Source organism: Chryseobacterium edaphi (genome assembly GCF_025628985.1).
Taxonomy (GTDB): Bacteria; Bacteroidota; Bacteroidia; order Flavobacteriales; family Weeksellaceae; genus Chryseobacterium; species Chryseobacterium edaphi.
Map to the genome: position 1 here is coordinate 1200861 of NZ_JAOTEM010000001.1, position 25015 is coordinate 1225875.

The 25015-nt window shown below is 33.4% G+C and carries 25 protein-coding genes and 1 other RNA gene; 2 read left to right on the forward strand and 24 right to left on the reverse strand.

The window, feature by feature from the left end; translation table 11 throughout:
* Nucleotides 1–23 precede the first annotated feature (23 nt).
* The 10 genes from NZ698_RS05670 to NZ698_RS05715 all read right to left on the reverse strand — a co-directional run bounded on the left by NZ698_RS05670 (nt 24) and on the right by NZ698_RS05715 (nt 9281).
* Nucleotides 24–1352 carry a S1 family peptidase gene (locus tag NZ698_RS05670; protein WP_263002110.1) on the reverse strand — a complete coding sequence of 443 codons (1329 nt, stop codon included), beginning with the start codon at nt 1350–1352 and terminating at the stop codon, nt 24–26.
* 77 nt (nt 1353–1429) lie between these two features.
* Entirely contained in the window at nt 1430–2683 is a 1254-nt protein-coding gene (locus NZ698_RS05675) for a pyridoxal phosphate-dependent aminotransferase (protein WP_263002111.1), read from the reverse strand.
* 45 nt (nt 2684–2728) lie between these two features.
* Nucleotides 2729–3085 (reverse strand): four helix bundle protein, encoded by a 357-nt coding sequence (locus NZ698_RS05680; RefSeq protein ID WP_263002112.1) that lies wholly within the window; start codon nt 3083–3085, stop codon nt 2729–2731.
* A 32-nt stretch (nt 3086–3117) separates the two neighbouring features.
* On the reverse strand, nt 3118–4866 hold the full coding sequence (locus NZ698_RS05685) for a phospho-sugar mutase (RefSeq protein ID WP_263002606.1): 1749 nt from the start codon (nt 4864–4866) through the stop codon (nt 3118–3120).
* A 26-nt stretch (nt 4867–4892) separates the two neighbouring features.
* A complete protein-coding gene (locus NZ698_RS05690; RefSeq protein ID WP_263002113.1) occupies nt 4893–5240 on the reverse strand; it encodes a hypothetical protein in 348 nt (115 codons plus the stop codon).
* A 28-nt stretch (nt 5241–5268) separates the two neighbouring features.
* Nucleotides 5269–5970 (reverse strand): GIN domain-containing protein, encoded by a 702-nt coding sequence (locus tag NZ698_RS05695; protein ID WP_263002114.1) that lies wholly within the window; start codon nt 5968–5970, stop codon nt 5269–5271.
* A 9-nt stretch (nt 5971–5979) separates the two neighbouring features.
* Nucleotides 5980–6495 (reverse strand): hypothetical protein, encoded by a 516-nt coding sequence (locus tag NZ698_RS05700; RefSeq protein WP_263002115.1) that lies wholly within the window; start codon nt 6493–6495, stop codon nt 5980–5982.
* The gene (locus NZ698_RS05705; protein WP_263002116.1) at nt 6492–7709 is read right to left on the reverse strand and encodes an ATP-binding protein; all 1218 of its coding nucleotides are present in this window, start codon (nt 7707–7709) and stop codon (nt 6492–6494) included. The genes NZ698_RS05700 and NZ698_RS05705 overlap by 4 nt, the downstream gene beginning before the upstream one ends.
* 10 nt (nt 7710–7719) lie before the next feature.
* Entirely contained in the window at nt 7720–8670 is a 951-nt protein-coding gene (locus tag NZ698_RS05710; protein WP_263002117.1) for a glycosyltransferase family 2 protein, read from the reverse strand.
* Between the two features lie 17 nt (nt 8671–8687).
* Complete coding sequence (locus NZ698_RS05715) at nt 8688–9281, reverse strand: DUF4199 domain-containing protein (protein WP_263002118.1); 594 nt, start codon at nt 9279–9281, stop codon at nt 8688–8690.
* A 132-nt stretch (nt 9282–9413) separates the two neighbouring features.
* Between NZ698_RS05715 and ffs the strand changes: the two genes are divergently transcribed.
* Nucleotides 9414–9511: signal recognition particle sRNA small type (gene ffs / locus NZ698_RS05720), an RNA gene on the forward strand.
* Nucleotides 9512–9579: 68 nt separating this feature from the next.
* Here ffs and NZ698_RS05725 read toward each other — a convergent pair.
* The 7 genes from NZ698_RS05725 to gyrA all read right to left on the reverse strand — a co-directional run bounded on the left by NZ698_RS05725 (nt 9580) and on the right by gyrA (nt 18445).
* Complete coding sequence (locus tag NZ698_RS05725) at nt 9580–10266, reverse strand: metal-dependent hydrolase (RefSeq protein WP_263002119.1); 687 nt, start codon at nt 10264–10266, stop codon at nt 9580–9582.
* 307 nt (nt 10267–10573) lie between these two features.
* Complete coding sequence (menA, locus tag NZ698_RS05730) at nt 10574–11503, reverse strand: 1,4-dihydroxy-2-naphthoate octaprenyltransferase (RefSeq protein ID WP_263002120.1); 930 nt, start codon at nt 11501–11503, stop codon at nt 10574–10576.
* Nucleotides 11504–11514: 11 nt separating this feature from the next.
* Nucleotides 11515–13020, reverse strand: coding sequence for a PH domain-containing protein (locus NZ698_RS05735; protein WP_263002121.1), 1506 nt, complete (start codon nt 13018–13020; stop codon nt 11515–11517).
* Nucleotides 13004–13549 (reverse strand): PH domain-containing protein, encoded by a 546-nt coding sequence (locus tag NZ698_RS05740; RefSeq protein WP_263002122.1) that lies wholly within the window; start codon nt 13547–13549, stop codon nt 13004–13006. The genes NZ698_RS05735 and NZ698_RS05740 overlap by 17 nt, the downstream gene beginning before the upstream one ends.
* A gap of 137 nt (nt 13550–13686) precedes the next feature.
* Nucleotides 13687–14523, reverse strand: coding sequence for a 1,4-dihydroxy-2-naphthoyl-CoA synthase (locus NZ698_RS05745; protein WP_219969150.1), 837 nt, complete (start codon nt 14521–14523; stop codon nt 13687–13689).
* A 250-nt stretch (nt 14524–14773) separates the two neighbouring features.
* Entirely contained in the window at nt 14774–15826 is a 1053-nt protein-coding gene (locus NZ698_RS05750; RefSeq protein ID WP_263002123.1) for a tetratricopeptide repeat protein, read from the reverse strand.
* A gap of 24 nt (nt 15827–15850) precedes the next feature.
* Nucleotides 15851–18445: a DNA gyrase subunit A gene (gene gyrA, locus NZ698_RS05755; RefSeq protein WP_263002124.1), complete on the reverse strand. Its 2595-nt coding sequence runs from the start codon at nt 18443–18445 to the stop codon at nt 15851–15853.
* A gap of 148 nt (nt 18446–18593) precedes the next feature.
* On the opposite strand from gyrA, the gene NZ698_RS05760 reads away from it, so the two are divergent.
* Entirely contained in the window at nt 18594–18908 is a 315-nt protein-coding gene (locus NZ698_RS05760) for a DUF4286 family protein (RefSeq protein ID WP_263002125.1), read from the forward strand.
* A 65-nt stretch (nt 18909–18973) separates the two neighbouring features.
* Here the strand turns inward: NZ698_RS05760 and NZ698_RS05765 are convergent, their stop codons facing one another.
* The 7 genes from NZ698_RS05765 to uvrA form a co-directional block, all read right to left on the reverse strand.
* Nucleotides 18974–19258 carry a hypothetical protein gene (locus NZ698_RS05765; RefSeq protein WP_263002126.1) on the reverse strand — a complete coding sequence of 95 codons (285 nt, stop codon included), beginning with the start codon at nt 19256–19258 and terminating at the stop codon, nt 18974–18976.
* A gap of 108 nt (nt 19259–19366) precedes the next feature.
* Nucleotides 19367–19513, reverse strand: coding sequence for a hypothetical protein (locus NZ698_RS05770; RefSeq protein ID WP_263002127.1), 147 nt, complete (start codon nt 19511–19513; stop codon nt 19367–19369).
* 88 nt (nt 19514–19601) lie between these two features.
* Nucleotides 19602–20096 (reverse strand): GNAT family N-acetyltransferase, encoded by a 495-nt coding sequence (locus NZ698_RS05775; RefSeq protein WP_263002128.1) that lies wholly within the window; start codon nt 20094–20096, stop codon nt 19602–19604.
* 3 nt (nt 20097–20099) lie between these two features.
* A complete protein-coding gene (locus NZ698_RS05780) occupies nt 20100–20612 on the reverse strand; it encodes a DUF421 domain-containing protein (protein ID WP_263002129.1) in 513 nt (170 codons plus the stop codon).
* A 111-nt stretch (nt 20613–20723) separates the two neighbouring features.
* Nucleotides 20724–21128 carry a hypothetical protein gene (locus NZ698_RS05785; RefSeq protein WP_263002130.1) on the reverse strand — a complete coding sequence of 135 codons (405 nt, stop codon included), beginning with the start codon at nt 21126–21128 and terminating at the stop codon, nt 20724–20726.
* 160 nt (nt 21129–21288) lie between these two features.
* Entirely contained in the window at nt 21289–22074 is a 786-nt protein-coding gene (locus NZ698_RS05790; RefSeq protein ID WP_263002131.1) for a leucine-rich repeat domain-containing protein, read from the reverse strand.
* Between the two features lie 75 nt (nt 22075–22149).
* Entirely contained in the window at nt 22150–24978 is a 2829-nt protein-coding gene (gene uvrA / locus NZ698_RS05795; protein WP_263002132.1) for an excinuclease ABC subunit UvrA, read from the reverse strand.
* Nucleotides 24979–25015 lie beyond the last annotated feature (37 nt).

The window sequence follows — 25015 nt, forward strand, 5'->3', positions numbered from 1 at the left end:
ATAAAAAATGTGTTTCTTGTTTTTTAATTATTAGATTTTATTTCACCAACATTAGTTTTAAAGATAGTATTTATTTGTTTGGCAACAATTCCGAAATTAAATCCCTGAATCTCATCTACTCCACTGAAATTAACGGCAATCAATTGACCGCATTTATTAAAAACCGGCGCGCCGCTTGCTCCGTGTGTGGAAGTAATACTGTACTGAATTTTATTTCCGTCTGATTCTTTACTAATCTGTCCGTTGTAAAGCTGCACTTTAATTCCTGAATTGGTCTGCGCCAAATCTACACCGAGAGGATAACCTATCATAATTGCCTTTTCTCCAGGTTTTAATGACTTATCGTCACTGATCATATTATCCATATTAATAATATTGGTAACGCTTTCAGGAGTCTTTTTGTCAAGAAGCTGTAATATTCCCAAATCAATATTTGCATCATCTGAAATTTTTACAATATTACAATTCAGCCATTCTTCATTGGAATCATGCAATGCTACAGAAATATCAATTGTTTTCATGTAAACTTCAATATTTTCTCCAGAAATATATTCTTTTTGAGGAATTGAAGCCGCAATATCCGTCACCGCAGTTGTAGAATCAATTTGAGAGTCAGAGGAAGTTACGAATTCTTCTCCTGAATTATTTTCTGATTCTCCGTCATTTTCAGAATACTCACCTTCTTCTTCTTCTTGATTTGCACTTGCATTTTCCCAATTTCGGAGAATAAAACTTTCGTACCCGTCTTCCGAAATATCAGTCGTGAGAATTGACGCAATTTTCATCCTCATATTTGAAATGTTGGTTTGAATCTTCTCGTTTTGTGCGTCATTAGAACTCCAAGGTTGCAAAACATGAGTGTTTGTCAGTAGAGAACCTTCTCTATCAATAAAAAAACCTGTTCCATAGATAGTTTCTTCCGTAGCTTCCGGAACTGTAAGTTGAAATTCTTTTCCGTTTATTTTCGCAAAATAGCCGTATTGATGTTTGATCAATACTACCGCATCTTTGTAAGCATCATAAACTTTGGTATCTGTATCGAGGCATTGGTTTATTTCAACAGGAATTTCTTTCTGTTTCATATATTTATATCCAAAAAAAGATGCAGATCCGAGAATAATAACACTTCCTAAAGCATAAAATGCAATTTTGTAGGGGTTTTTCTTTTTAGTTTCGATTGGTTGAGAACCCTGATTTGTTTCTTCAGGTAAAGGAATTTTTTCTTCAGAATTAATATTAGAATTTTCTGCAAGAGAATGTGCAGATTCGGAAAAATCATACTGATTCTGAGGGGTTTCACCGTGGGGTTGAGAATCCAACCCATTGTTGGAATCATTTTTTTCGTTGTTCATTTGTGTTAATTAAGTTAAAAAAATGTTGACTCTAATGAAAGAATCAACATTTTATAAAATTAAAAAAAATTTTTAATTTATTTCAAATTATTTAAAGCATGTTCCAATTTCGGCATCATTACTTCAATTTCAGTGATATCCAAACCACCCACAGAAGCTCTGAACCAAGGCTCAGATTTGGCTTCACCGAAAGCTGAGAAAGGAACTAAAGCAACTCCAGCTTCATTGATTAAATAAAATACTAAGTCTGAAGAACTTTCGATAAGAGCTCCATCAGGTTTTGTTTTTCCTATGTAATCTAATTTGATTGTTAAGTACAGTGCTCCCATCGGTTCGATGCTTTCTACAGCAAGTCCTTTTCCTTTCAAATCCTGAATTCCATTGTGAAGAACTTTTAGACTTGCTTCAAGTTTTCCTTTAAATTCGTTTACGAAAGTATCTACATTATCAGAGTTTTGATAATATTTCGCAGTAGCTTCCTGCTCAGGTTTTGGCGCCCAAGCTCCAACGTGAGTAAGAAGTGCTTTCATTTTATCAATGATATTTGCAGGGCCAAATCCCCAACCAACACGCACTCCGGTTGCAGCAAGACATTTTGAAATACCGTCAATATAAATAGTAAATTCTCTCATTTCAGGGAAAAGTGAAACGGGATCAACGTGTTTTGCACCAAAAGTAAGATTCGAATAAATTTGATCATACATTATATACAACGGCTTTTCGTCTGCTCCTCTTCTTTTGTTTTCTTCTAAAACAAGCTGACAAATTTCTGAAAGCTGTTCTTCCGTAAACATTGTTCCTGTAGGGTTTAACGGAGAACAAAGTGCCAATAAAACAGCTCCGCTCAAATGTGGCTTAAGCTCTTCTGCTGTCGGTAAAAAGTTATTTTCGGGAGTAGTTTTTACCTCAATTGCATCTGCTGAAGTCAAATATGCGTAATGATTGTTATTCCAAGACGGTGTCGGATAAATTACTTTATCACCTTCATCAACAATCACTTTATAAACAGCGTAAATCAATGGTCTTGAACCTGCTGTGATCAAAACATCATTCGCGTCATAATCAAGATTCCATCTTCTTTTAAGATCGTTGGAAACTTCTTTTCTTAAAGATAAAAGTCCGTTTGCAGGCGGATAATTCGTTAAATTATTCTGATACGCTTTCTGAATTTCTTCTTTCAACTCTGCCGGAATCGGATACAGATTAGAATTCAGATCGCCAATAGTAAGGTTGGCTATTTCTGCTCCTTTTGCCTTAAGATCATTTACTTCATTACCAATTTTTACAATTTCAGAACCGATCAGGTTCGCCGCTAATTTTGAAACTTTCACTTTTTATATATTAGATGTTAAATGTTATAAGTTATTAATTATGAATTATGAGTTTTTACTCTTCGTGGTTATAATAATGCTTCTCAATATTTTCAAAATTTCCATTGCTGGATTTTTTAACTTTTCAAATTCTTCTTTTGAAATATATTGAGTTTCATATAAAAGTTCTAGCCAATAAATTGTTTTGTCACATTCTTTTTGAGAGATGGATAATTTATGTATAAAATCTAATCTACTTTGCGCATTTAAGGCTTCACGTACATTTGCTCCTACTGAAGTTCCTGATCGTAAAAGTTGTTTAGATAAAACATATTCTTTTTTATCAACTGTAAACTTTCTATAAAAATTGACAATAATTACAGCGAAATCAAAACTTTTCTTACCAACAATGCTCTCACTCATAATTTATAATTCAAAACTTATAACTAATTATATTAATTTAACTGAAGATCTTTTCTTACTTCTTCTATTTTTTGTTCTAAAGATTTTAATGTTGCTTTAAAATCTTCTTTTGAGTTTAAATCTTGTTTTACAGAAACGTAAAATTTGATCTTTGGCTCTGTTCCTGAAGGTCTTACGCACACTTTTGTTCCGTCTTGTGTGTAATAGATCAAAACATTTGATTTTGGAATATCATTCATCACATGTTTTTGATTTTCAGAAACTACAAAATTAGTCTGCTCTTTGAAATCTTTCACTTCTTCTACTAAAGATCCAGCCAATGATTTTGGAGGATTTTCACGGAAATTTTTCATCATATTCTGAATTTCTTCTGCACCTTCTCTACCTTTTTTCGTAACGTTGATCAAGCCTTCGTAATACATTCCTGTGTCCTGATAAATCTCAATCAGATATTCGTACATTGTTTTTCCGTTGGCTTTGCACCAAGCCGCAATTTCGCAGGCTAAAATGATGCTTCCGCAAGAATCTTTATCACGCACAAAATCTCCTGTCATAAATCCGAAACTTTCTTCACCACCGCAAATGAATTTTTCCTGACCTTCGAAATCACGGATCATTTTTCCGATCCATTTGAAACCTGTCAATCCAACTTTGCAGTCAACACCGAATTTTTTAGCAATGTCAAAGAAAATATCTGAAGTCACGATTGTAGAACCGATAAATTCTTTTCCTATAATTTTATTTTGCTTTTTTAATTGGTCTAAAATATAATACGTTAAAATCGTATTACACTGATTTCCATTTAATAACTGAATTTCACCTTCAAGATTTCTTACTGCAATTCCCAATCTGTCACCATCCGGATCAGTCCCGATTACGATGTCTGCGTTGGTGATTTTAGCTAAATCCATTGCCATTTCCAAAGCTGCAGGTTCTTCCGGATTCGGAGAATCTACCGTTGGGAAATTTCCACTTGGAATCATTTGTTCTTTAACCAAATCAACTTTTTTGAAGCCTGCCTTTTCCAAAGCTTTGGGAACTGTTGTATAAGTCGTTCCATGGATTGATGTGAAAACGATATTTAAATTTCCTTTTCCAACATCTTGGTAAGTAGAATTTTCGATACAGGCATCGATATAAACATCATCCTGCTCCTCTCCGATCCATTCGATCAGATCATCATTTCCGTCAAATTTAATTTCTTCAAATTTCACAGAATATACTTCATTGATAATCGCTTCATCATGCGGCGGAACGATTTGCGCTCCATCATTCCAGTATACTTTGTAACCATTATATTCTGGTGGATTGTGAGAAGCTGTCAATACAATCCCTCCGTTACATTTTCTGTCACGAACGGTGAGAGATAATTCCGGAGTTGGTCTGTGATCTTTAAAAAGAAGAACCTTAATTCCGTTTGCCGTTAAAACATCAGCAACAAGTTTTCCGAATTCTTTTGAGTTATTTCTTACGTCATAAGCAATCGCAACACTAATTTGGCTCGTCTCTGACTTCGCCGAACCTTCGGTTTCTTCACCATGAAATTGCTGTAACATATAATTCGCAAGTCCCTGTGTTGCTTGACCTAACGTGTATTTATTTAAACGATTAGTTCCAACACCCATAATTCCACGCATTCCTCCTGTACCAAACTCCAATTCTCTGTAAAAAGAATCTTCAAGGTCTGGAGAATTGCTGTCGATTAATGCTTGAACAGCATCTTTCGTTTCCTGATCAAATGTATCTGAAAGCCATAATTTAGCTTTATCAATGGTTGATATTTCTGACATTATTTATAGTTTATTTATTATTGTCCAACAGGTTTATTATCAGTATAGGCAGGTATTACAACAGCAACTCCTACTATTCCTACGATAAGAGGAATTGTTTTTCCTGCACTTTGCTTTAAAATTTTATTAATATTACCTTTTTCAATCTGAACTTCTGAATTTTCTTGTTTTCCAACAATTAAATTTTCGGTTTGTTTTAAAAATTCAAACTGTCTTATTTTATTTCCGTCTTTTGTTTCAATAATATATTTTGAATTATTTCTTAAAACAGAATAATCATAATTATTTTTGAAACTTACTTTCGTTGACACACAAGATGTTGAGGACGTTGCGATCAGGATTAAAAATAGTAAAAGAGTTTTCATCTAGTTATCTAAATACATTTTAGAAATTCTACTGAAGTTTTTTATTCTCAACTTTTGTAGTTTTTTCAACCTTAAAAGCTCTGATCGGATCATTGTAATACAAAAATTTAGCTGTATTTTGTATATTTCCCTTTAATGAATCCTTTACATTAACTTCTGCATAATTTCCATTTTTAGAATCAATGTTCAGATTCGCGATTTTCCAATATGGCGCGATCAAACTTGCTGTATCTGAGATTTTTATCAGTGCATCTTTAGTTTCACCCAAAAAATTGGCACGGCTTCTGTTCAGCATTTCCACTTCTGCTCTTCTTGTATTCACTGAACCCATAAAAGTAGCATTATTTTTTAAATTGAGTCTAAAATTATCGGTTTTAATTTCGCTTGAAATATTCATTTCCACAGAATCTGAAAGAGAAACTTTTTCCAGATTGTATTTCGAATAAATAGTCACATTGTAGAAATCTACACCTTTTGTTCCTCTGCCTTCTTTGATAGAAAGTGTTTTTTCATCTACGTCAACATCCAGATTATCAGCAATATTCGGATAGGTTTCAATTTCAACAAAATTCTTCGGTCCTCTTGCGTAAAATACACGAAATTTTCCGTCTAAATCTAAATTGACAAATTCTTCCACATCAATTTCTTTTTTCTCTAAATTTCCTTTTGGGGAAATTTTTCCGCAGGAAATTATTGTCAACAATAATATAGTGTAAATTGTATTTTTCATTTCAGTATACTAAACAAGAACTATATCAGTTTGAATATCTATTCTAAATTTATATTTATCAAAAAATTTTTTTTGTAACTCGTTATCAATTTCATAGAATATACCTTTCTTTTTTTTGTTACAACCAAAAACCTTTTTATGTTTATAATTGCTTAATTCATTTGGATGAAACTCGTTAAGAAAATTGATAGTACTCTCTAATTGTATTAACATATCTCCACTATGTAGTTTTGCTCTATCTTTTAATTCTAATAAAAAAAGGTGCTTTTCAGTAGTAAGCATTCCTTCACATCTACCTCGATTAGGATATTCAACATCATTTAGAACACATTTATCTATTGCCGTAAAAAGAATATTATATCCTTCACCATTGTTGCCCTTTTCATTTTTAACAGTTGCAGCCCAATCATCAGGATTATTTTCATCAATATAAGCCTTAATTCCATCAATATCATCGCGGATGCCGAATAGTTTCTTATTGATTGGAATTTCTTGACAACTATTATCAAAAAAATTTAAACTCATAATTCTTCTTCAATTTCTAATAGTTGATCAAAAATTTCATTTCCTTTCTTTAGCATTAAATTTAAATAATTATTATCTGAAGGGATTCCTTCATAATCCGACAATTTGCTTATTAGACCATTATTTAATTCATATATAGAAATTTCTCTAGATGATATCGTTGAATTAAGATTTATAACATTAGCAATCTTATCTTTTTGATCTTTATCATTAATTTTATCTATTAATTCTCTAGCCTGTACAGATATACTTAGGTAATTAACAATATATGGACTATGAGATGTCATTATTAATTTATTATTTAAAACTAAATTATTTAAAACTAACAAACTACTTAACATTTTCCATTGTGATAGAGGAAAAAGATTTTGTTCAGGTTCTTCAACAATATTAATAAATGTTTTTTTATTAAATCTCTCTGATAATGCAGATACAGCAAGCCTTTTCTGTTCAATAGTTAAATTATCATTATTGTAAATTTCCACGACAATATTTTTAAACCTATTTTGTTCCTGTGAACTCATAGACTCTTTATTTTCAGAAGAAATTTTAATGGAATTAGAAAGAAAATTAGATACTAAATATAGTGGAACTAAGGATTGAATTCCACTAGAGGATTCTGATAATCTTACTTTATGATCTTTGTTTTTAATATTAATTATTTTATGCTGTTTATCATACTCAACAATAAGATTATCAATTGGTAATTCAAACCTACTATTTAAGGAATTTAAAGCATTATCAAACTCTGTTAAAAATTCTTGTAAAGATTCCGATGAGAGTTTTAATTCGTTTGCCGATTTAACATACGATATAAAATTCCTTTCAGCTGGAACATACATAATTTGCGGAAGTTTATAATTATCACCTAATACAGTTATAACTTTAAGAGTGTTTTTTTCATAAATAAAATGAAAAGCATCTCCAACATACTCTATAACAGAATTATCAGGATGGTTAAAATAGTTTTCAAGCCGATGATATTTAAAGAAATAATTTTTCAATCTGTTTTTTCTTTCTAACCATTTTTCATCAAAATCACCCCTAACTAAAGCCTTTTCAATCCACATAAATGTTGAAATTAATTTAGCTATTGTACTTTTTCCAGAGCCTTGATCACCTATAAATAATGTGACTTTTTTTATATCAATCCAACCATTATTTTCTAGAATTCCATCCTTTATGGGTCCAAAATTCTTAATTTTAATTTTCATAATAAATATCTTATATCACTTCGTCAATATTATAATTCTTATGCTCTCTGTTGGTTCGGATAATCATTTCACCCAAAAATCCTGCAATGAAAAGCAAAGTTCCCATCAACATCATAGTTAATGCAATAAAAAACCATGGATTATTCGTGATTAAATGTCCGTAAATTCCTCTTGCAACATCAATCAATTTTGAAACTCCTAACCAAAATGCAGAGAGAAAACCTACGATAAACATGATGGTTCCAACTGCTCCAAAGAAATGCATTGGTCTTCCGCCAAAACGGCTTACAAACCAAAGGGTTACCAAATCTAAAAATCCGCGAACGAATCTTTCTGTCCCAAATTTTGAGGTTCCGTAAGGTCTTGCCTGATGCGGAACTTCTTTCTCTGTAATTCTTCTGAAACCTGCATTCGCCGCCAAAACAGGAATGTAACGGTGCATATCTCCGTACACATCAATTGATTTTACAACCTGTTTTTTATAAGCTTTCAGACCACAGTTGAAGTCATGCAAATACACTCCGGAAACTTTTCTTGCTGCAGCATTGAAGAGTTTTGAAGGCACATTTTTGGTCATCACATTGTCAAAACGCTTCTTTTTCCAGCCGGAAACAATGTCGTAATTATCTTCAATCACCATTCTGTACAGCTCAGGAATTTCTTCCGGAAAATCCTGTAGGTCGGCATCCATGGTAATGATTACATCACCGTTGGTTCTTGCAAAAGCTGCGTGTAAAGCTTGTGATTTTCCGTAATTTTTGGAAAATTTTATTCCGTGGATCTGTGGATGCTGCACTTTCAAATTCTCAATAATGCTCCACGATAGATCTGTACTTCCGTCGTCGATAAACCATACCTCATAAGATAAGTTACTGGTTTTACAAACATTATCAATTCTTGTAAAAAGCTCTTCGAGAGATTCTTCCTCGTTAAGCAACGGAATAACTATAGATAAATTCATTTAATTTCAATAAAAAATTACTCTTCAATGATTTCTTCAGGCATTGTTTTCTTTCTGAAAAATGCCCCGAAAAATACTGACAAAACTACGTAAAATATAAGAATTGATGCAAAATATCCTGAAAAATGACTTGCTGTCAACATATCTTTTCCCTTAACTGTTTTAGGGTCAAATCTCTGAAGACCTTCCTGATATTTTTGCTCGAGCTCGTCGATGTCTTTTTGATGTTTCAAAATCTTTTTTGCAGAAAGATATTCTTTATCTAATTCTGACTTTTGTCTCTGAACATATTGGTAATTAAGAAGATCTTTTGCATCAGTATCGATAAAATTTAAGAAAGAAAAAATGCTTACAATTGATAAAATTCCGCCGACAAACATCGGAACAAAAGCTCTTTTAAAAGCTTCTCTGAAACCCATTCTATGAGTATTCCAACGGGATTTTACAGACCAAAAAGCTGTAAGTGCATAAAAAATTGGTAAAACGAAAGCATTGACTTTCAATGAAGTATCAAAATACTCAACGCCTGAGAAGAGGAAATAAACTACAAAAAAGATCACCATTGTAGCAGCATAAAGCAAAATTCCTAAGATTACTGGACTTTTCGTCATAATTCTAATTTTTAGAAAATTTCTTAAAAAATATTGCTCTAAATTTCAGCAGTTTAGCTTTGATAAAGGATTTTTCTAAGATTTTTTCTTTAATAATATTTTTAAGTTTACAATTAATTCCTATCTTTGCAACGGCAAGTCCTAAACAACCAGCTCCTGAGAACCCTCCAGGGTGGGAACGCAGCAAAGGTAATTGGTCGTAGCGGTGTGATTTAGGTAGCTTGCCATTTTTTATTTTTTTAAATTAAGAGATTAAGATGATTTTATTTAAATTACTTAATCTCTTAATTTTTTTTTGTTATATATCGAAATTTTCACCCAATTTTGGAAGAATCAATTCAACATTTTTTTCTTTAAACTGATTCATTGCATTTTCATGATCGATCTCAATTGCCGGGAAAGTATCAAAATGACATCCGATCACTTTTGGAGTTTTCAGTAATTCTGAAGCTGCAAAAGCTGCTTTTCTTGCACACATCGTGTAATGACCACCAATCGGAAGAATTGATAAGTGTAAATTTCCATATAATTGTGGAAATAACTGCATATCTGCCATTACTCCTGTATCTCCTGCCAAATAAACATTCTTACCTTCAGGAAGTCTGAAAATGTATCCTACAGGAACTCCACCATAGCTTCCGTCTGGAAAAGAACTTGTATGATGAGCCGGAACCATAGAGATTTTAAGATCGTCGATTTCTGCTGATCCTCCTAAGTTCACATCATCTTTATTTGTAGCTTCTTTAAAGTACGCACAGATTTCTGGCTGACCAATAATGGTAGCTTCAGGATAATGCTGTAATACTTCTCCTACATCTGCAATGTGATCTCCGTGAGCGTGAGTGATTAAAATGTAATCAATTTTCTGAGCTGTAATATCAAATCCTGATTCAGCTTTTTTGTAATTGTAGAAAGGATCACAAAGAATTGTTTTCTCTTTGTAAGTGAACAAAAAACAGTTTTGTCCTAAGTATTGTATTTTCATTTTAATTTATATTAGTAAAATTAGAAGTAACATTGTATAAATAGAACCAGCTATATTCATCAAAAAATAAAATTTATTGGAATGATTTTTCTTAAATAAAGAAATAATTGCCGGAATCATGAACAAAATATAAATAATAAAAAATGGGATTACTATATATCCAAATCCCATTGGACCTCCATCTTCTATAAATGTAATCGAAGTCAAATAAATAAAAAATGGACTGGAAATCAATATAAAAATTGATAATATTTGATTAGTAATCCTTATTATTTGGTTATCCATTCTGTATGGAAATTATCTTTAATTATTTGAAAAGATTAAGACCGATTGCTGTAAACAAAGCCATCATAAAGGTAAGAATTCCAACCTGCTTCAAGAATGGATCAAGTTGCCTCGGTTCTTTGACTTCCATGATTTTTCTTCTCAGTTTAGCAAATGGAATAATTAAAATCATCACGATGAAAACATAATAATTCTGTGACTGTAAAAATCCGTTTATAGCTAAAAAAATAAGGATTAAAATCAATGGGAACTGCAGTAAAACCATTTCGTAAATCATGGCATTTTTAAAACCAATTCTCAAAGCGAAACTATTTTTCCCTGATAATTTATCGCTCTCGATATCTCTCATGTTATTGAGATTAAGAACCGCCATACTCATCATTCCCACCGCTGTTCCAGGCAAAAGCATATCCCAACTGAATGTTTTTGTAAATAGAAAATAACTTCCACAAACCGAAACCAAACCAAAAAACACAAATACAAAAAGATCTCCCAATCCCATATATCCGTAAGGTTTTTTACCAATTGTATAACCGATTGCCGCTAAAATACTCGCCACTCCTAATCCGATGAAAATATAAAATTCATTCATATATTCGGGAATGAAAGCGATGTATAACAAAGCAACCGTTGCCACAAAAGATAATACTGAGAATAAAATCACAGCATTTCTCATTTGTTTTGCTGTAATTTTCCCTGAAGCTACCGCTCTTGCTTCGGCTTCGGAAGCTCTTTTAGCATCCGTTCCTTTTATTCCGTCACCGTAATCGTTGGCATAATTTGATAAAATCTGATACAGTAAAGTAACCAAAAGTGCTAAAGCAAAAATTTTCCAGTCCCAAGTTCCACCTTCGCCCCAGAGTCTCCATTTTGCAATGAATGACCCCATGATAATTCCGCTCAGGGAAAGCGGTAATGTTCTAAGCCTTGCAGCTTTTATCCAATCTGACATCAAGTTTTTATTTAATTATTCTTAGAATTTTCAATTTTATAGATACAGTAATTCAGCAGTTTTTTTAATTTAAAAAAATCTAAAGCGACTATTTTGAAGCGTCCTGCAGATGTATAAAAAGTGATACTTCCCAAGTTTGTTTTTCTTTGCCAAAAATACTGAGAAATTTTTACAGTCTGAAGCTTTTCTACCTCAAAAGTTTTATGATTTATATCCCAAATTCCTGATTTTAGTCTGATAAATCTTTCGTTAAAAAATAATTTTAAATTGCGGAATGAAATTAAAATAAGTAATTCTACTAAAACAATATGGATAAATACTAAAAACCAATAGTTTATAAAAATGTCTTTCTCTATCAGGAATACCAATATCAAAGGCACACAAATCCACTCAAAAGTATTGACCAGTATTAGTCTGAAATTTGGTTTTAAAAAATCTGCAAAAGTGGGATTTTCTTCCCAGATAGCTGAGAGCAGCTGTACTTTTTCAGAATTAGAAATTCCAGGAACAGCAGCTACATTTTTCTCATCTTCTTCCTCATTCTTTCCAATCTGAAGAAATTTCACGTAAGAAATATTCAATTTCTTCTGAATCCAGTTTTGCGTTTCTGTGATGACCTGCACCTTCGATTTGTTAACAATTGAATTGCGTGTATTAAACAAACCATACTCGAAAGAAAAACTCTGCCTGTTCTCATTGATTGTAAAGTTGAAAAATTTGATAAGTGTTCGAACAGCATTAATTATTATACCCACAATAATGACTATCAAAACCAATCCTAAAATCATAGGAACAGAGAATGCCAAAAACTGAGATTCTACCGTGTCGTAATCTAATTGAGTTTTAAATTCTACTTTTTTGAGCAGATTACTGAGTTCAGAAAAACCATAAATCACCAAACTGACCAACGCAAAAAAACTCTGAACATAATTGGCTGTAACTCCATATTTTAAGATATTTGCGGTGGAGATTTTAACCGGATGCTGTTCTTTATTTTCTTTGATTTCTCTGAGTTCATTAGCCTGCTCAGGAGCGTTTTCTATTTGTTTCTCCGTCAGCAGATATTCTTTAAGATCTACTGCATTCTGTTTGGTCAAAGCAGAAATTTTCACTTCCTTCTCAGAACTTCCGGGTGTGTCAATTTCAAGTTTGTAAATATTAAAAAACTGATGAACAAAAGGTTGTGAAATATTAACCTCCTGAATGTTTTCTCTTTTAATTTTGGTGACTGAAGTATTTATAATTCCCTGATGAATGACAAATTCATCATTTTCATCATCGATGTAATATTTAAAATGATAATACTGTAGAATCGCAGAAACAATGAGAATCAATAAAACTGCGATTACCGAAATGATAATCATCCAGAGTTCTATATCTTTATTTTTAACAAAATAAAATATGATGAAAACCCATAGGTTTTTAACGACCAATCCTACATTATATAAGAAAAGCAATACAATGCCCGTTTTCGACTGTCGTTGAGGCTGAAAAAAAGAATTATGCTTCTCCTCCATTGTCTGTTTTTTCCTTCGAAATACTATCACGGATCAAATTATTAATTCCTTCTGCAATATCTTCTGGGAGGCCGTTGATGGTGATATCACCGCCGCTCACTCCAGCTGTATAAACTGCAACTGATTTTAGGTTTAAGATCTTAGAAAACCAACCCTGCTCTACTTTGATATGCTGAATTCTTTTGAAGGGAACAATCATTAAAGTTCGCTTAAACCAGCCATGTTGATACACCAAATCTTTTTCACGGATCGCATATTTTCTGAATTTAAAACCAATCACAGCATTTAAAAACAGAAAAACAATCAGCAGAAAAATTCCAACTACAATTGCCCATATCTCCAGTGAACTTAGATTAAAATAAAAAAAATAAAAAGCTACCCCCATCACTCCGATTAAGAAAACCGAGAATAATACAATGTTCAGCAAAATAATCTGCAGATATTTTGGCGATATGGACACGAGTTTTAAATCACCAAAATCAGGGATTTTGAGATCGAAAACCTGAAAATTTTGAAAGTTGTTTTCCATAATTTATTTTCCGCACATTTTGCAGATGAGGAAGATTTATTTCTGTTATTTTAGAAACTTTTATAATCTGAGAATGTATTTAGCACAAAATAATAGGTAATGAAATTACTCATTACCTATTGCTCATTATTTATATTTTAAGAGATCCACTGATCTTTTCCGAAATCCGGTTTTCTTTTTTCAAGGAAAGCATTTCTACCTTCTTTCGCTTCTTCTGTCATGTAAGCCAAACGTGTTGCTTCACCTGCAAAAATCTGCTGGCCAACCATTCCGTCATCTGTAAGATTCATGGCAAATTTCAGCATTCTGATTGAAGTCGGAGACTTAGCTAAAATTTCCTGCGCCCATTCGTACGCAGTATCTTCTAATTCTTCGTGAGGAATCACGGCATTTACCATTCCCATTTCCAAAGCTTCCTGCGCCGAATAATTTCTACCTAAAAAGAAAATTTCACGCGCTTTTTTCTGTCCCACCATTTTTGCTAAATAAGCAGAACCGTAACCGCCGTCAAAACTCGTCACATCGGCATCAGTTTGTTTGAAAATAGCATGTTCTTTACTGGCTAAAGTCAAGTCACAAACCACGTGAAGAGAATGACCTCCACCAACTGCCCAACCCGGAACAACCGCAATCACCGCTTTTGGCATAAAACGGATCAAACGCTGAACTTCCAAAATATTTAGACGGTGTCTTCCGTCTTCACCTACATAACCTTGCTGACCTCTTGCATTCTGATCACCTCCGCTGCAAAAAGCCCAACCTCCATCTTTAGAACTCGGTCCTTCTCCGGAAAGCAAAACGACCCCTATCGAAGAATCTTCGTAAGCATCATAAAAAGCATCATACAATTCTGAAGTTGTTTTTGGTCTGAAAGCATTACGAACTTCAGGTCTGTTGAAGGCAATTCTTGCTACGCCATTACATTTTTTGTAGGTAATATCTTCGTATTCTTTGACGGTTTTCCACTCGATCATTTTGTAAAAATTTTCTCAAAGATACGGAATTAAGGAGAATTTTGAAATTGAAATTTGATGATAATTTCTGAAATTTCTTTCACATTTCATCAGAATTTAAACTATTAATATTTCAATAAAAATTTAATAACTAATTTGAAAATCAAGCTATTAGTGAGAACAAAAAAATGTATTTCTTTTAATATTTAAAAATATAAAAAAAAACCGAAACAAAAATGCTTCGGTTTCTCTATGTAAATTCTTAATTGAATTATTTTGGCTGTTTTGCTCTAAGTTCTGCTTCTTTAGCTTTCATTTCATTCATCTTCGGGATATTTTTTGTAATCCCGTAGATTTCTTTTAATGTACTTACAGCTTCGATATTTTCAGGACTGGTTTGATACCACTTTTCTGCATGTGGCAATGCTTTGTTGAATCTCTCCTTTCTCGCCTCAATTAATGTTGTTGCTTTATCTGGATCTGACTTTCTCAACGTATTAATATTCTCAACAGCTTTAGCATCATCTCCAAGTGAAGTGTACACTAAATTCTGATAAGCATTATTTAGCAACGCAGTATTGGTTCCTGCAAGTTCAATAGCTTTTTGAAACGAACCAAGTGATTCAGCTTCTGTAGCTGGAGTCTTTGCTTGTAAAACTCCTAAATTGTACCAGTTAGTTGCATCGTTAGGATTTTTAGCCAGTTGCTCTTTTAAATTTGCCAAAAATTTGTCTGTATTACCTGTTGCGTATAAAGCTGAACCTTGATATTCTTTCAATTTAGCATTGGTAGGAAATTTAGCTAAACCTTTATCAATTAAAGCTAAAGCTTCGTCATTCCTTTTAGCATTTAAAAGTAAAGATGACAATGTTTCATACATATCCACCTCTAAACTTTTTGTTTGCTCGATTTTGAAATCAGTATAGTCTTTAGTCCCAGCTTTTTTTAAACCCTCCCAAATACCTTTATTTAGAGAAGTGACTGCACCAGTTTTAACCTCTTTAGCCGTATATTGAGTTGTAACACCTGTATAGCCAGAATTGATCAAATCTGTATAAATTTTAATCGATTCGTCTACATTATTTGCAAGAGCATAACTAAGTCCTGCATAATACATATAAACTTTATCATCCTGACCACTTGTTTTCATCAAATTATATACTTCTAAAAACTTAGGAGCTGCAACAGCGTAGTTTTTCGCCTGATAAGCATCCATTGCTGCTTTATTAGAAGCTTGTAATTGCGCGTTAACATCTTTTGCATCTTTTTGTCCAAAAACAAATGCCGATGAAACAATAGCTATACCTAAAATTAGCTTTTTCATAATAACAATTTTAATTTATATTAATTATTCTTTAGAGTCAGAATCTTCAGTTTGATCTTCTGAATTTTCATTTTCTGAATTGTTTTCTATTTCAGGAGCATCACCATCTTCTGTTGGTAAAATTGCAGTTTCGGCCCCTTCCAAAAGCTCTTCTTCTTCAACTACATCTTTATCCATTTCAACTTTTGCGATGGCTGCAATTTCATCATTCTTTTTCAGATTGATCATTTTCACACCCTGAGTATTTCTACCCATTACACGCATCTCGTTCATATTCATTCTGATCGCAACCCCCGATTTATTAATAATCATCAATCCATCTTCGTCTGTAACATTCTGAATAGCAATAAGATTACCTGTTTTTTCAGTAATATTTAAAGTGATAACACCTTTTCCACCTCTGTTGGTTATTCGATAATCTTCTACAGCTGTTCTCTTACCATATCCTTTTTCAGATACCACAAGTACTGTATCATTTTCCAAGTCGTTCACAACAATCATACCAATTGCCTCATCATCTTCTTCCATACTAATCCCGCGAACACCGATAGAACCTCTACCAACTTCTCTTACTTTTGCTTCAGGGAAACGGATACATTTTCCATTCTTTGTAGCAATCATGATTTCTGAAGTTCCATTCGTTAAATAAGCACCCAACAACATGTCATTATCTCTGATTTCAATTGCATTTACACCATTTACTCTCGGACGTGAATAAGCTTCAAGAGACGTTTTCTTAATCGTACCATTTTTGGTTACCATTACAACGCTCATTTGATTTACATATTCGGCATCTTTCAGATTGTTTGTTCTAATGTAAGCTTTAATCTTATCATCCGGTTCGATGTTGATCAAGTTTTGCACCGCTCTTCCTTTTGCCGTTTTAGAACCTTCAGGAATTTCAAATACTCTTAACCAGTAACATTTACCTTTTTCTGTAAAGAATAACATATACTGGTGATTGGTCGCAGAAACGATATATTCCAAGAAATCTGAATCTCTTGTTGTTGCCGCTTTATTTCCTACACCACCTCTGCTCTGAATTTTATATTCTGAAAGTAACGTTCTCTTCACATATCCTGCGTGAGAAATTGTAAGAACTACCGCTTCATTCGGGATAATATCTTCGATTGACATTTCACCTCCGGAATAATCGATTTCAGTTCTTCTTTCGTCACCGTATCTTTCTTTAATTTCAGCTAATTCATCCTTAATGATTTGGAATCTTCTTGGTTCGTTTGCCAAAATATCTTCCAAATTATTAATTTCTTTCATGATTGCTTCGTATTCATCACGGATCTTATCAAGCTCCATTCCTGTCAGACGAGCCAAACGAAGGTCTAGAATCGCCTGCGCCTGAAGTTCAGATAGATCAAATTCCTGAATAATTCCTTCTTTTGCCGCCTGCGGAGTTGCACTGTGACGGATGATTGAAATTGCTTTATCTAAAGAATCCTGAGTTCCGATCACCTTCATGAAACCTTCAAGAATATGTGCTCTTTCTCTCGCTTTTCTAAGCTCATACTCCGTTCTTCTTACGATGATAACGTGTCTGTGCTCAACAAAATGATGAATAATATCTTTTAAATTCAACTGCTCTGGTCTTCCGTGAACCAATGCAATATTATTTACACTGAATGAAGTTTGTAGTGCAGTATATTTATATAATAAATTTAAAACAACATTAGGAATCGCATCGTTTTTCAATTCATAAACAACACGCATTCCGTTTCTGTCTGATTCGTCTCTGATCTCAAAGATACCTGGAATTTTTTCATCCTTTACCAATTCGGCTGTTCGGGCGATCATTTCAGCCTTATTTACCTGATAAGGGATCTCAGTTACAATAATTGCATTTCTGTTGTGCACTTCTTCAAAGCTTACCTTTGCTCTAAGAACTACTCTTCCTCTTCCTGTATGGAAAGCATCTCTTACACCGTCGTAACCATAGATAATTCCACCTGTTGGAAAATCCGGAGCTACAATGTGCTGCATCAATTCATCAATTGTGATTTCTCTGTTGTCAATATACGCAGTTATTGCATCAACTGCTTCAGATAGATTATGAGGCGCCATATTGGTCGCCATACCTACTGCGATACCTGAAGTACCGTTTACCAAAAGATTTGGAATTTTTGTAGGCATTACGCTTGGTTCCGTCAAGCTATCATCGAAGTTATTCTGAAAGTCTACTGTTTCTTTATCAAGATCAGATAAAATATCATCCGAAATTTTCTTTAATCTTGCTTCAGTATAACGCATTGCTGCAGGCGGATCACCATCCATTGAACCAAAGTTACCTTGCCCGTCAACTTGTGGATAACGTAAACTCCACGGCTGAGCCATTCTTACCATTGCATCGTATACAGAAGAATCTCCGTGTGGGTGATATTTACCTAAAACATCCCCAACAATTCTTGCAGATTTTAAGTATTTTCTGTTTGAAAAAACCCCTAATCCATACATACCGTAAAGTACTCTTCTATGAACAGGTTTCAAGCCATCTCTTACATCCGGTAAAGCTCTTGAAACAATAACGGACATTGAATAATCAATATAAGATGACTTCATTTCATCAACAATGTTGATAGGAATCAATCTTTCTCCTTCTTTTTGCATATATAACTTTTATTGTAATGATAATCAGATGTTTAAAAAACAACCTGAAAACTATTTATTTTGAATATTTAATAACGGGCTAATTTACGAAAATTTTACCGATTTTTGTTGAAATATTTATTCAAAAAATCTTAAAAATTCTTAAAATATGAGCGTCTTAAGCATTACTTTCCATTGTACAAAAAATCATATTGGTGAATGGGAAAATTACGTTGATGACACATTAGTTATAATGACTGAAAACCTGATGGATGTTGACAAATATATACTTTCTGAAGTTCACAGTGATTTTATTGAAGACGGAAAAAATTATAATCTTTTATTAATTTTTGATGATGAAGAAAAAAGATCGGAGTTTATGGAAAGTGAATTACTAAATATCTCAGAAAGAATCGAAAATAAATTTGGCCAGGAAGTGATGATTTTCACGACATTTTTAAATCCTAAGAAAAAGAAAATCTAAAGTATATTGTAAATAAGCACTTTAAACTTACATAAAAAAGCTGCCTCAAAATGAGACAGCTTTTTTTAACGATGAATGATAATGACCGGTCTGTTACGGTATACACGATGATGCTTATATCTTTTGTGCGGATGATATCTGTGTGCTCTTGCAGGTCTGTAATAATGTTTCTTATAATAATGCCTCGGAGCTCTGTGATATGTTACTCTTTTATATTTTGGTCTATGATGACCACGATAATGACTTTTGTGCGGACCACGATGATGACGTCTCTGAATTGGTTCTGCCTGATAAAACGCAATTGAGAAGACGACCAAAACCAATCCGATAATTTTAGATAAAAACTTCATAATGACTGTAAATTTTAAATTATTTTTCTGCAAATTGGAATATCTACTCCAACAATTAAGGAAGATCGAAATAGAATAACGGAATAATTTCTAAAATAATATAAACTCCTATCTATTTCTTGGATGGTGCTCTTTCAGTTCTTCTACTTTTTTATCGTGTCCTGGTGGCATTGGTCTTTGACTTGGATGTGGTAAACATGATGTAAAAAATGCGGCTAAAACTAAGGCTGCGATTGTATTTTTTAGAAATTTCATAATTAATGATTTTAAATTAATAACCTGAATCATACAATCAAAATGCCAAAAGAACATTTCCTTAAAATCGGAAACCTTAATTTAAAATCTACAAAATATTCGGGCTTCTTCTTTCAAGCATTACAAGATCCATCCATTTTCCATGAAGTTGACCTACTTTCTCACGAATTCCAACATTTCGGAAACCGTTTTTCAGATGAAATTTAATGGAAGCTTCATTTTCAGGAAAAATATTGGATTGTAAAGTCCAGAATCCGTGGTTTTCGCTGTCAACAATCAACTTTTTCAGTAAAAGTGTACCTAAACCTTTCCCTGTAGAATTCTGATCAAAATAAATACTTACTTCAGCTACACCTTTGAAACACTCTCTTTTACTGACGGGCTTCAAAGCGCACCAACCGATAACTTCATTGGTTTCATCTTCCAATACCCAGCGACATTCGTTGATAAAACTGGTATTCCAAACCTCAACGTTGGGAAGTGCCGTGTCAAAAGTAGCAATTCCGCTATCAATGCCTTGTTGAAAAATTTCCATAACACGGGTTTCATCTTTTGGAAGCATTTCTCTTATTTCGTAATTCATTTTTTAATGATATTTTCTTTTATTTTTTCTTTTGATTCTCGAATAATGGGTTTGCTTATCCTTTTCATCTTCAGAAATCACACTTATATTTCCATCAACTTCCAGAATTGCCAGTTTTACATTCTCAATAGTTTCAATTCCGTGTTCTCGGATGGCTTCGTTGATTTCGTCAAAGGTAATTTTTACTTTTCGTAAAGCTACATGATCTGCCACTCCGTCTTTTACCAAAATTACAGGATCAGCTTCCATAAAACTCGCAAAAGAACGATTGGAAAACATCAATCTTTTCAAAGTGAAATTTGCCGCAAACAAAACCAGCGCAGCGACAATTCCGCCTTCAAGAGAAGTGTTTTCACCAACCATTGCATTTTGTACGGCATTTGAAATTAAAAGCAACAAAACAACATCACCCGCATTCAGTTGCGAAAGCTGATTTTTCCCAAAAAGACGAATAGCGATTACCATAAAAAGATAAACACAAAGAGAGCGAACAACAACATCAAGAATAGGATTCACAGGTTAGGAAATTTTAAAATCAAATGTAGACAATTACAGGAAATAAAAAAACTGCTTTTTCAAGCAGTTCAAGGGAAATTGTATATAGTTTGTTTGATCAATTATTTCTGATTATCTGTTGTTGATGTCAACTCTTACCGGCATTACGAAAGACGATGCGATCATGTTTTGATTCAATTTGCTCGGATCAATTTTATACTGAAGATGACTCAACACTTTTTCAATTTCTTTACTCACATTTTTGCAGTCTCCTTTTGAACGTACATTCACGATTTTTCCGTTGTCGGCGATATCAAATTTCACTTCTGAATTCACGACTCCCTGCTTATAGTCAGAGTTTGTAAAATCGAAATTGGCAATTAACAGATTTCTGATTTCATTGAATGCATCATTTTTATTTAACTGAACTTCCTGAATAGTATTATTTGAAGTAGTCTGAGCCTTTACATTACCTGCAATTGCTGTTAATCCTAATGCGAATAGAGAAGCAACAAATATTTGGATTTTATTTTTCATATTGATCTGATTTTAAATTAGATATTAAACTTGTTTTGATTTCTAATTCAAAGATATAAAAAAATATTCATACAAATTTCACATTGAGTTAACATTGAGTTAACATTGGAATTTAAAAAACTGATAGTCAGTTAATTAAATTTTTTAAATAATTGAATTGTTAACATAGGGAGCTAAAATATTTGCGTAAATCTTCTAAATGATTCTCGTAACCAAAACCCCATAACTCTAAATCTGTTTTGTCCAGAAAAGGATTACCTTCAACATTTATAAAATTCAACTTTTTTAAATTCAAAATCTCTTTAATTATTTCAACCTCATTTATCTTATTGTATTTCAGATTTAAATGCTTAATTTCTTTCATAACTTCCAAATTCCTATATTTATTAATCCAATTATTACGTAAGTCTAAATGAATTATATTACAATTACTCAATACTTGAAAATCGACCTCCGTTAAAGCATTAAAATCTATTTTTAAAGTTTTAAGACTTTTCAAATTATTTATTGCATTCATCTCTTTAATCTGATTTCCCGTTAAGTAAAGTTCTTCCAAATTTTTAAGTTTTTCAAATCCTTTTATTTTAGTTATGCAGTTATGTGATAGATTCAACATCTTTAATTTAGGTGTGGGAATCTCATTTAACTTTACAATCTTATTATTGCTGATGATTAGTATTTCTAAATTAAAGAGTGCTTGCAGACCATTAACAACTTTTAAAGAATTTTTATATAGGTTCAGATAAAGTAATTCATTGAAGTTTTCAAAGCCCTTAATACTCTCAATATTATTGTCTGAGAGATTCAGACCTACAACCTTATTCTTCTTATCAGTTAAAAACAGATTGGTGTTTTCGCCCGTTACAATATCATCTTTCACAAATGTCTGTTGAAGTTTGATATTATAAACTTTTTCAAGAGCAATAATTTCTTTTGGCTTTTTCATAAAGTCTGTTTTTATAAAAATAAAAAAAGAATCTGCTTTCACAAATTCTTTTCTATAATTAAGTTGAAATTTCTTTTACATCTCCTTCTTCAAATACTTCCCTGTCAAACTCTTCTTCGATTTAATAATCTCTTCAGGAGTTCCTTTAGCAATAATCTCACCACCGTATTTTCCACCTTCGGGTCCAACGTCGATAATATGATCTGCTAATTTGATAACATCCATATTATGTTCGATTATGATAAATGAATTTCCTAATTCTACCAATTTATTGATGGCATCCATCAGAATTTTTACGTCTTCAAAATGAAGTCCGGTTGTCGGTTCGTCGAGAATATATAAAGTATTTCCGGTTTGTCTTTTTGCGAGTTCTGTAGCTAGTTTAATACGTTGCGCTTCCCCGCCGGAAAGTGTGGTCGACTGTTGTCCCATCGTGATATAACCCAAACCGACATCCTGTAAAGTTTTCACTCTTGCAAAGATCTTCGGAATCGGCTGGAAGAAATCTACCGCTTCATCAATCGTCATATCCAAAACATCGGAAATCGATTTTCCTTTGTAACGAACTTCCAGCGTTTCTCTGTTGAAACGTTTTCCGTTGCAGGTTTCGCAGTGCACGTAAACATCAGGTAAAAAGTTCATTTCAATGACTTTCAGACCTCCTCCCTGACAAGTTTCGCATCTTCCGCCTTTTACGTTGAAAGAAAATCTTCCCGGTTTATAACCACGGATTTTAGATTCAGGCAATTCTGAAAATAAATTTCTGATGTCGGTGAACATTCCTGTGTACGTCGCAGGATTTGAACGGGGCGTTCTACCTATCGGAGTTTGGTCAACATCTACAATTTTATCGATATTGTCAAGACCTTCCACTTTTTTGTAAGGCAAAGGTTCCTGTACGGCTCTGTAAAAATGTTTGTTCAGAATAGGATACAAAGTTCCGTTGATCAGAGAAGATTTTCCGCTTCCTGAAATTCCTGTTACCACCACCAGTTTTCCTAAAGGAATATCAAGCGTAACATTTTTAAGATTGTTTCCTGTAGCACCTTTCAAGACGATACTTTTCCCATTACCTTCCCTTCTTACTTCCGGAATGGCAATTTTTCTTTTTCCGTTGATATAATCTGCAGTAATGGTGTCAGCTTTCAATAAATCTGCAGGTTTTCCCTGCCAAAGAATTTCTCCACCGAATTTTCCGGCTCTCGGACCAATGTCCAAAACCTCATCGGCTTCCATAATCATATCTTTGTCGTGCTCTACTACTAACACTGAGTTTCCGATGTCACGAAGATTCTTTAATGAATTAATTAATCGTTCATTATCTCTCTGGTGCAATCCGATACTTGGTTCATCCAAAATATACAGAACATTCACCAGCTGAGAACCAATTTGCGTTGCCAAACGGATTCTCTGAGATTCTCCACCGGAGAGCGTTTTTGAACTTCTGCTCAGACTTAAATATTCCAAACCTACATCCAGCAAAAACTGAAGTCTGGTTTCGATTTCCTTTAAAATTTCATGGGCGATAATTGCTTGTTTCGGCGAAAATTTATCTTTAACATCTCTCAGCCAATCTTTTAAATCTGATAAACTCAGACCGTTGATTTCAGCGATATTTTTTCCGTCAATTTTAAAGCTTAAACTTCCCGGCTGAAGACGGGTTCCTTTACATTCAGGACAGGTTTCTTCGGTAGTGAAATGTCTTTCAAGCAAAACACCTTCGTAAGATTCTTTCTCATCAATGATTTCCTCCATAAAAGGAATCAAACCATCGAAGCTGATCTTTATTTTTTTGGTAATTCCTGCGTATTTCAGGTCTTTATTAAATTCTTTGTGACAGCCGTTGTACATATAATCCAATGCTTCTGCAGGAATATCTTTAAACGGAGTCGTCAATCCCAAACCGAAAATTTCAAGAATATTTTTGATCTGAGCTAAAATCCATTTATTCGATTTAATATCTTCCAATGGTAATAAACCTCCCTGGTTAATCGATAATTTCGGATTTTCAACAAAATAATCGGTGTTGATTTTTTTAATAGTCCCTAAACCTTTACAGCTTGGGCAACTTCCTTTCGGAGAGTTGAAAGAGAAAGTATTCGGTTCCGGTAAAGCCAATGAATGTCCTGTCTCAGCATCCATTAAATTTTTAGAAAAATATTCAATTTCTGTACTTCCCAGTTTTTGAATTCCGATTACACCTTCCCCCATTTCCATTGCGGTTCTGAGTGATTTCTCCATTCTCGTTTCAGAGGCAGATTCACCGATGATCCAACGGTCAATGACGATGTCGATATCGTGGGTTTTGTAACGGTCGAGTTTTAAATCATACTCAATATCCTGCAATTCACCATCAATTCTCGCCTGTCCGTATCCTTTTTTGGCCATCTGAACAAAAAGTTCGTGATAATGACCTTTTCTTGAACGCACAACCGGAGCCATCAACATCAGCTTTTCGCCTTTGTAGTTTTCTTTAATTGTATCAAGAATCTGATCTTCTGTGTAACTTACCAATTTCTTTCCTGTCGTCTGAGAGTAGGCATCAGAAACCCTTGCAAACAAAAGACGGAGATAATCGTAAAGCTCAGTCACCGTTCCTACTGTAGAGCGTGGGTTTTTATTGGTTGTTTTCTGCTCAATTGCAATTACGGGAGATAATCCTTCGATTTTATCAACATCGGGACGTTCCAAACCGCCTAAAAACTGACGCGCATACGCAGAGAAAGTTTCTATGTAACGACGCTGTCCTTCTGCAAAAATCGTATCAAAAGCCAATGACGATTTTCCGCTTCCGGAAAGTCCGGTGATGACCACCAGTTCGTTTCTCGGAATTTTGACATCAATGTTTTTAAGATTGTGTTCTCTGGCTCCGTAAACTTCTATATATTCTTTTGATTCACTCATAATTTGGGGTGACCTTACATGAAAATCACGATTTGCA

Excerpts from the sequence above, each read along its gene's own strand:
- NZ698_RS05670 (WP_263002110.1), bottom strand. The coding sequence starts at position 1,352 with ATGAACAACGAAAAAAATGATTCCAACAATGGGTTGGATTCTCAACCC.
- NZ698_RS05680 (WP_263002112.1), bottom strand. The coding sequence starts at position 3,085 with ATGAGTGAGAGCATTGTTGGTAAGAAAAGTTTTGATTTCGCTGTAATT.
- NZ698_RS05690 (WP_263002113.1), bottom strand. The coding sequence starts at position 5,240 with ATGAAAACTCTTTTACTATTTTTAATCCTGATCGCAACGTCCTCAACA.
- NZ698_RS05695 (WP_263002114.1), bottom strand. The coding sequence starts at position 5,970 with ATGAAAAATACAATTTACACTATATTATTGTTGACAATAATTTCCTGC.
- NZ698_RS05700 (WP_263002115.1), bottom strand. The coding sequence starts at position 6,495 with ATGAGTTTAAATTTTTTTGATAATAGTTGTCAAGAAATTCCAATCAAT.
- NZ698_RS05705 (WP_263002116.1), bottom strand. The coding sequence starts at position 7,709 with ATGAAAATTAAAATTAAGAATTTTGGACCCATAAAGGATGGAATTCTA.
- NZ698_RS05710 (WP_263002117.1), bottom strand. The coding sequence starts at position 8,670 with ATGAATTTATCTATAGTTATTCCGTTGCTTAACGAGGAAGAATCTCTC.
- NZ698_RS05715 (WP_263002118.1), bottom strand. The coding sequence starts at position 9,281 with ATGACGAAAAGTCCAGTAATCTTAGGAATTTTGCTTTATGCTGCTACA.
- NZ698_RS05725 (WP_263002119.1), bottom strand. The coding sequence starts at position 10,266 with ATGAAAATACAATACTTAGGACAAAACTGTTTTTTGTTCACTTACAAA.
- menA (WP_263002120.1), bottom strand. The coding sequence starts at position 11,503 with ATGTCAGATTGGATAAAAGCTGCAAGGCTTAGAACATTACCGCTTTCC.
- NZ698_RS05735 (WP_263002121.1), bottom strand. The coding sequence starts at position 13,020 with ATGGAGGAGAAGCATAATTCTTTTTTTCAGCCTCAACGACAGTCGAAA.
- NZ698_RS05740 (WP_263002122.1), bottom strand. The coding sequence starts at position 13,549 with ATGGAAAACAACTTTCAAAATTTTCAGGTTTTCGATCTCAAAATCCCT.
- NZ698_RS05745 (WP_219969150.1), bottom strand. The coding sequence starts at position 14,523 with ATGATCGAGTGGAAAACCGTCAAAGAATACGAAGATATTACCTACAAA.
- NZ698_RS05750 (WP_263002123.1), bottom strand. The coding sequence starts at position 15,826 with ATGAAAAAGCTAATTTTAGGTATAGCTATTGTTTCATCGGCATTTGTT.
- gyrA (WP_263002124.1), bottom strand. The coding sequence starts at position 18,445 with ATGCAAAAAGAAGGAGAAAGATTGATTCCTATCAACATTGTTGATGAA.
- NZ698_RS05760 (WP_263002125.1), top strand. The coding sequence starts at position 18,594 with ATGAGCGTCTTAAGCATTACTTTCCATTGTACAAAAAATCATATTGGT.
- NZ698_RS05765 (WP_263002126.1), bottom strand. The coding sequence starts at position 19,258 with ATGAAGTTTTTATCTAAAATTATCGGATTGGTTTTGGTCGTCTTCTCA.
- NZ698_RS05770 (WP_263002127.1), bottom strand. The coding sequence starts at position 19,513 with ATGAAATTTCTAAAAAATACAATCGCAGCCTTAGTTTTAGCCGCATTT.
- NZ698_RS05775 (WP_263002128.1), bottom strand. The coding sequence starts at position 20,096 with ATGAATTACGAAATAAGAGAAATGCTTCCAAAAGATGAAACCCGTGTT.
- NZ698_RS05785 (WP_263002130.1), bottom strand. The coding sequence starts at position 21,128 with ATGAAAAATAAAATCCAAATATTTGTTGCTTCTCTATTCGCATTAGGA.
- NZ698_RS05790 (WP_263002131.1), bottom strand. The coding sequence starts at position 22,074 with ATGAAAAAGCCAAAAGAAATTATTGCTCTTGAAAAAGTTTATAATATC.
- uvrA (WP_263002132.1), bottom strand. The coding sequence starts at position 24,978 with ATGAGTGAATCAAAAGAATATATAGAAGTTTACGGAGCCAGAGAACAC.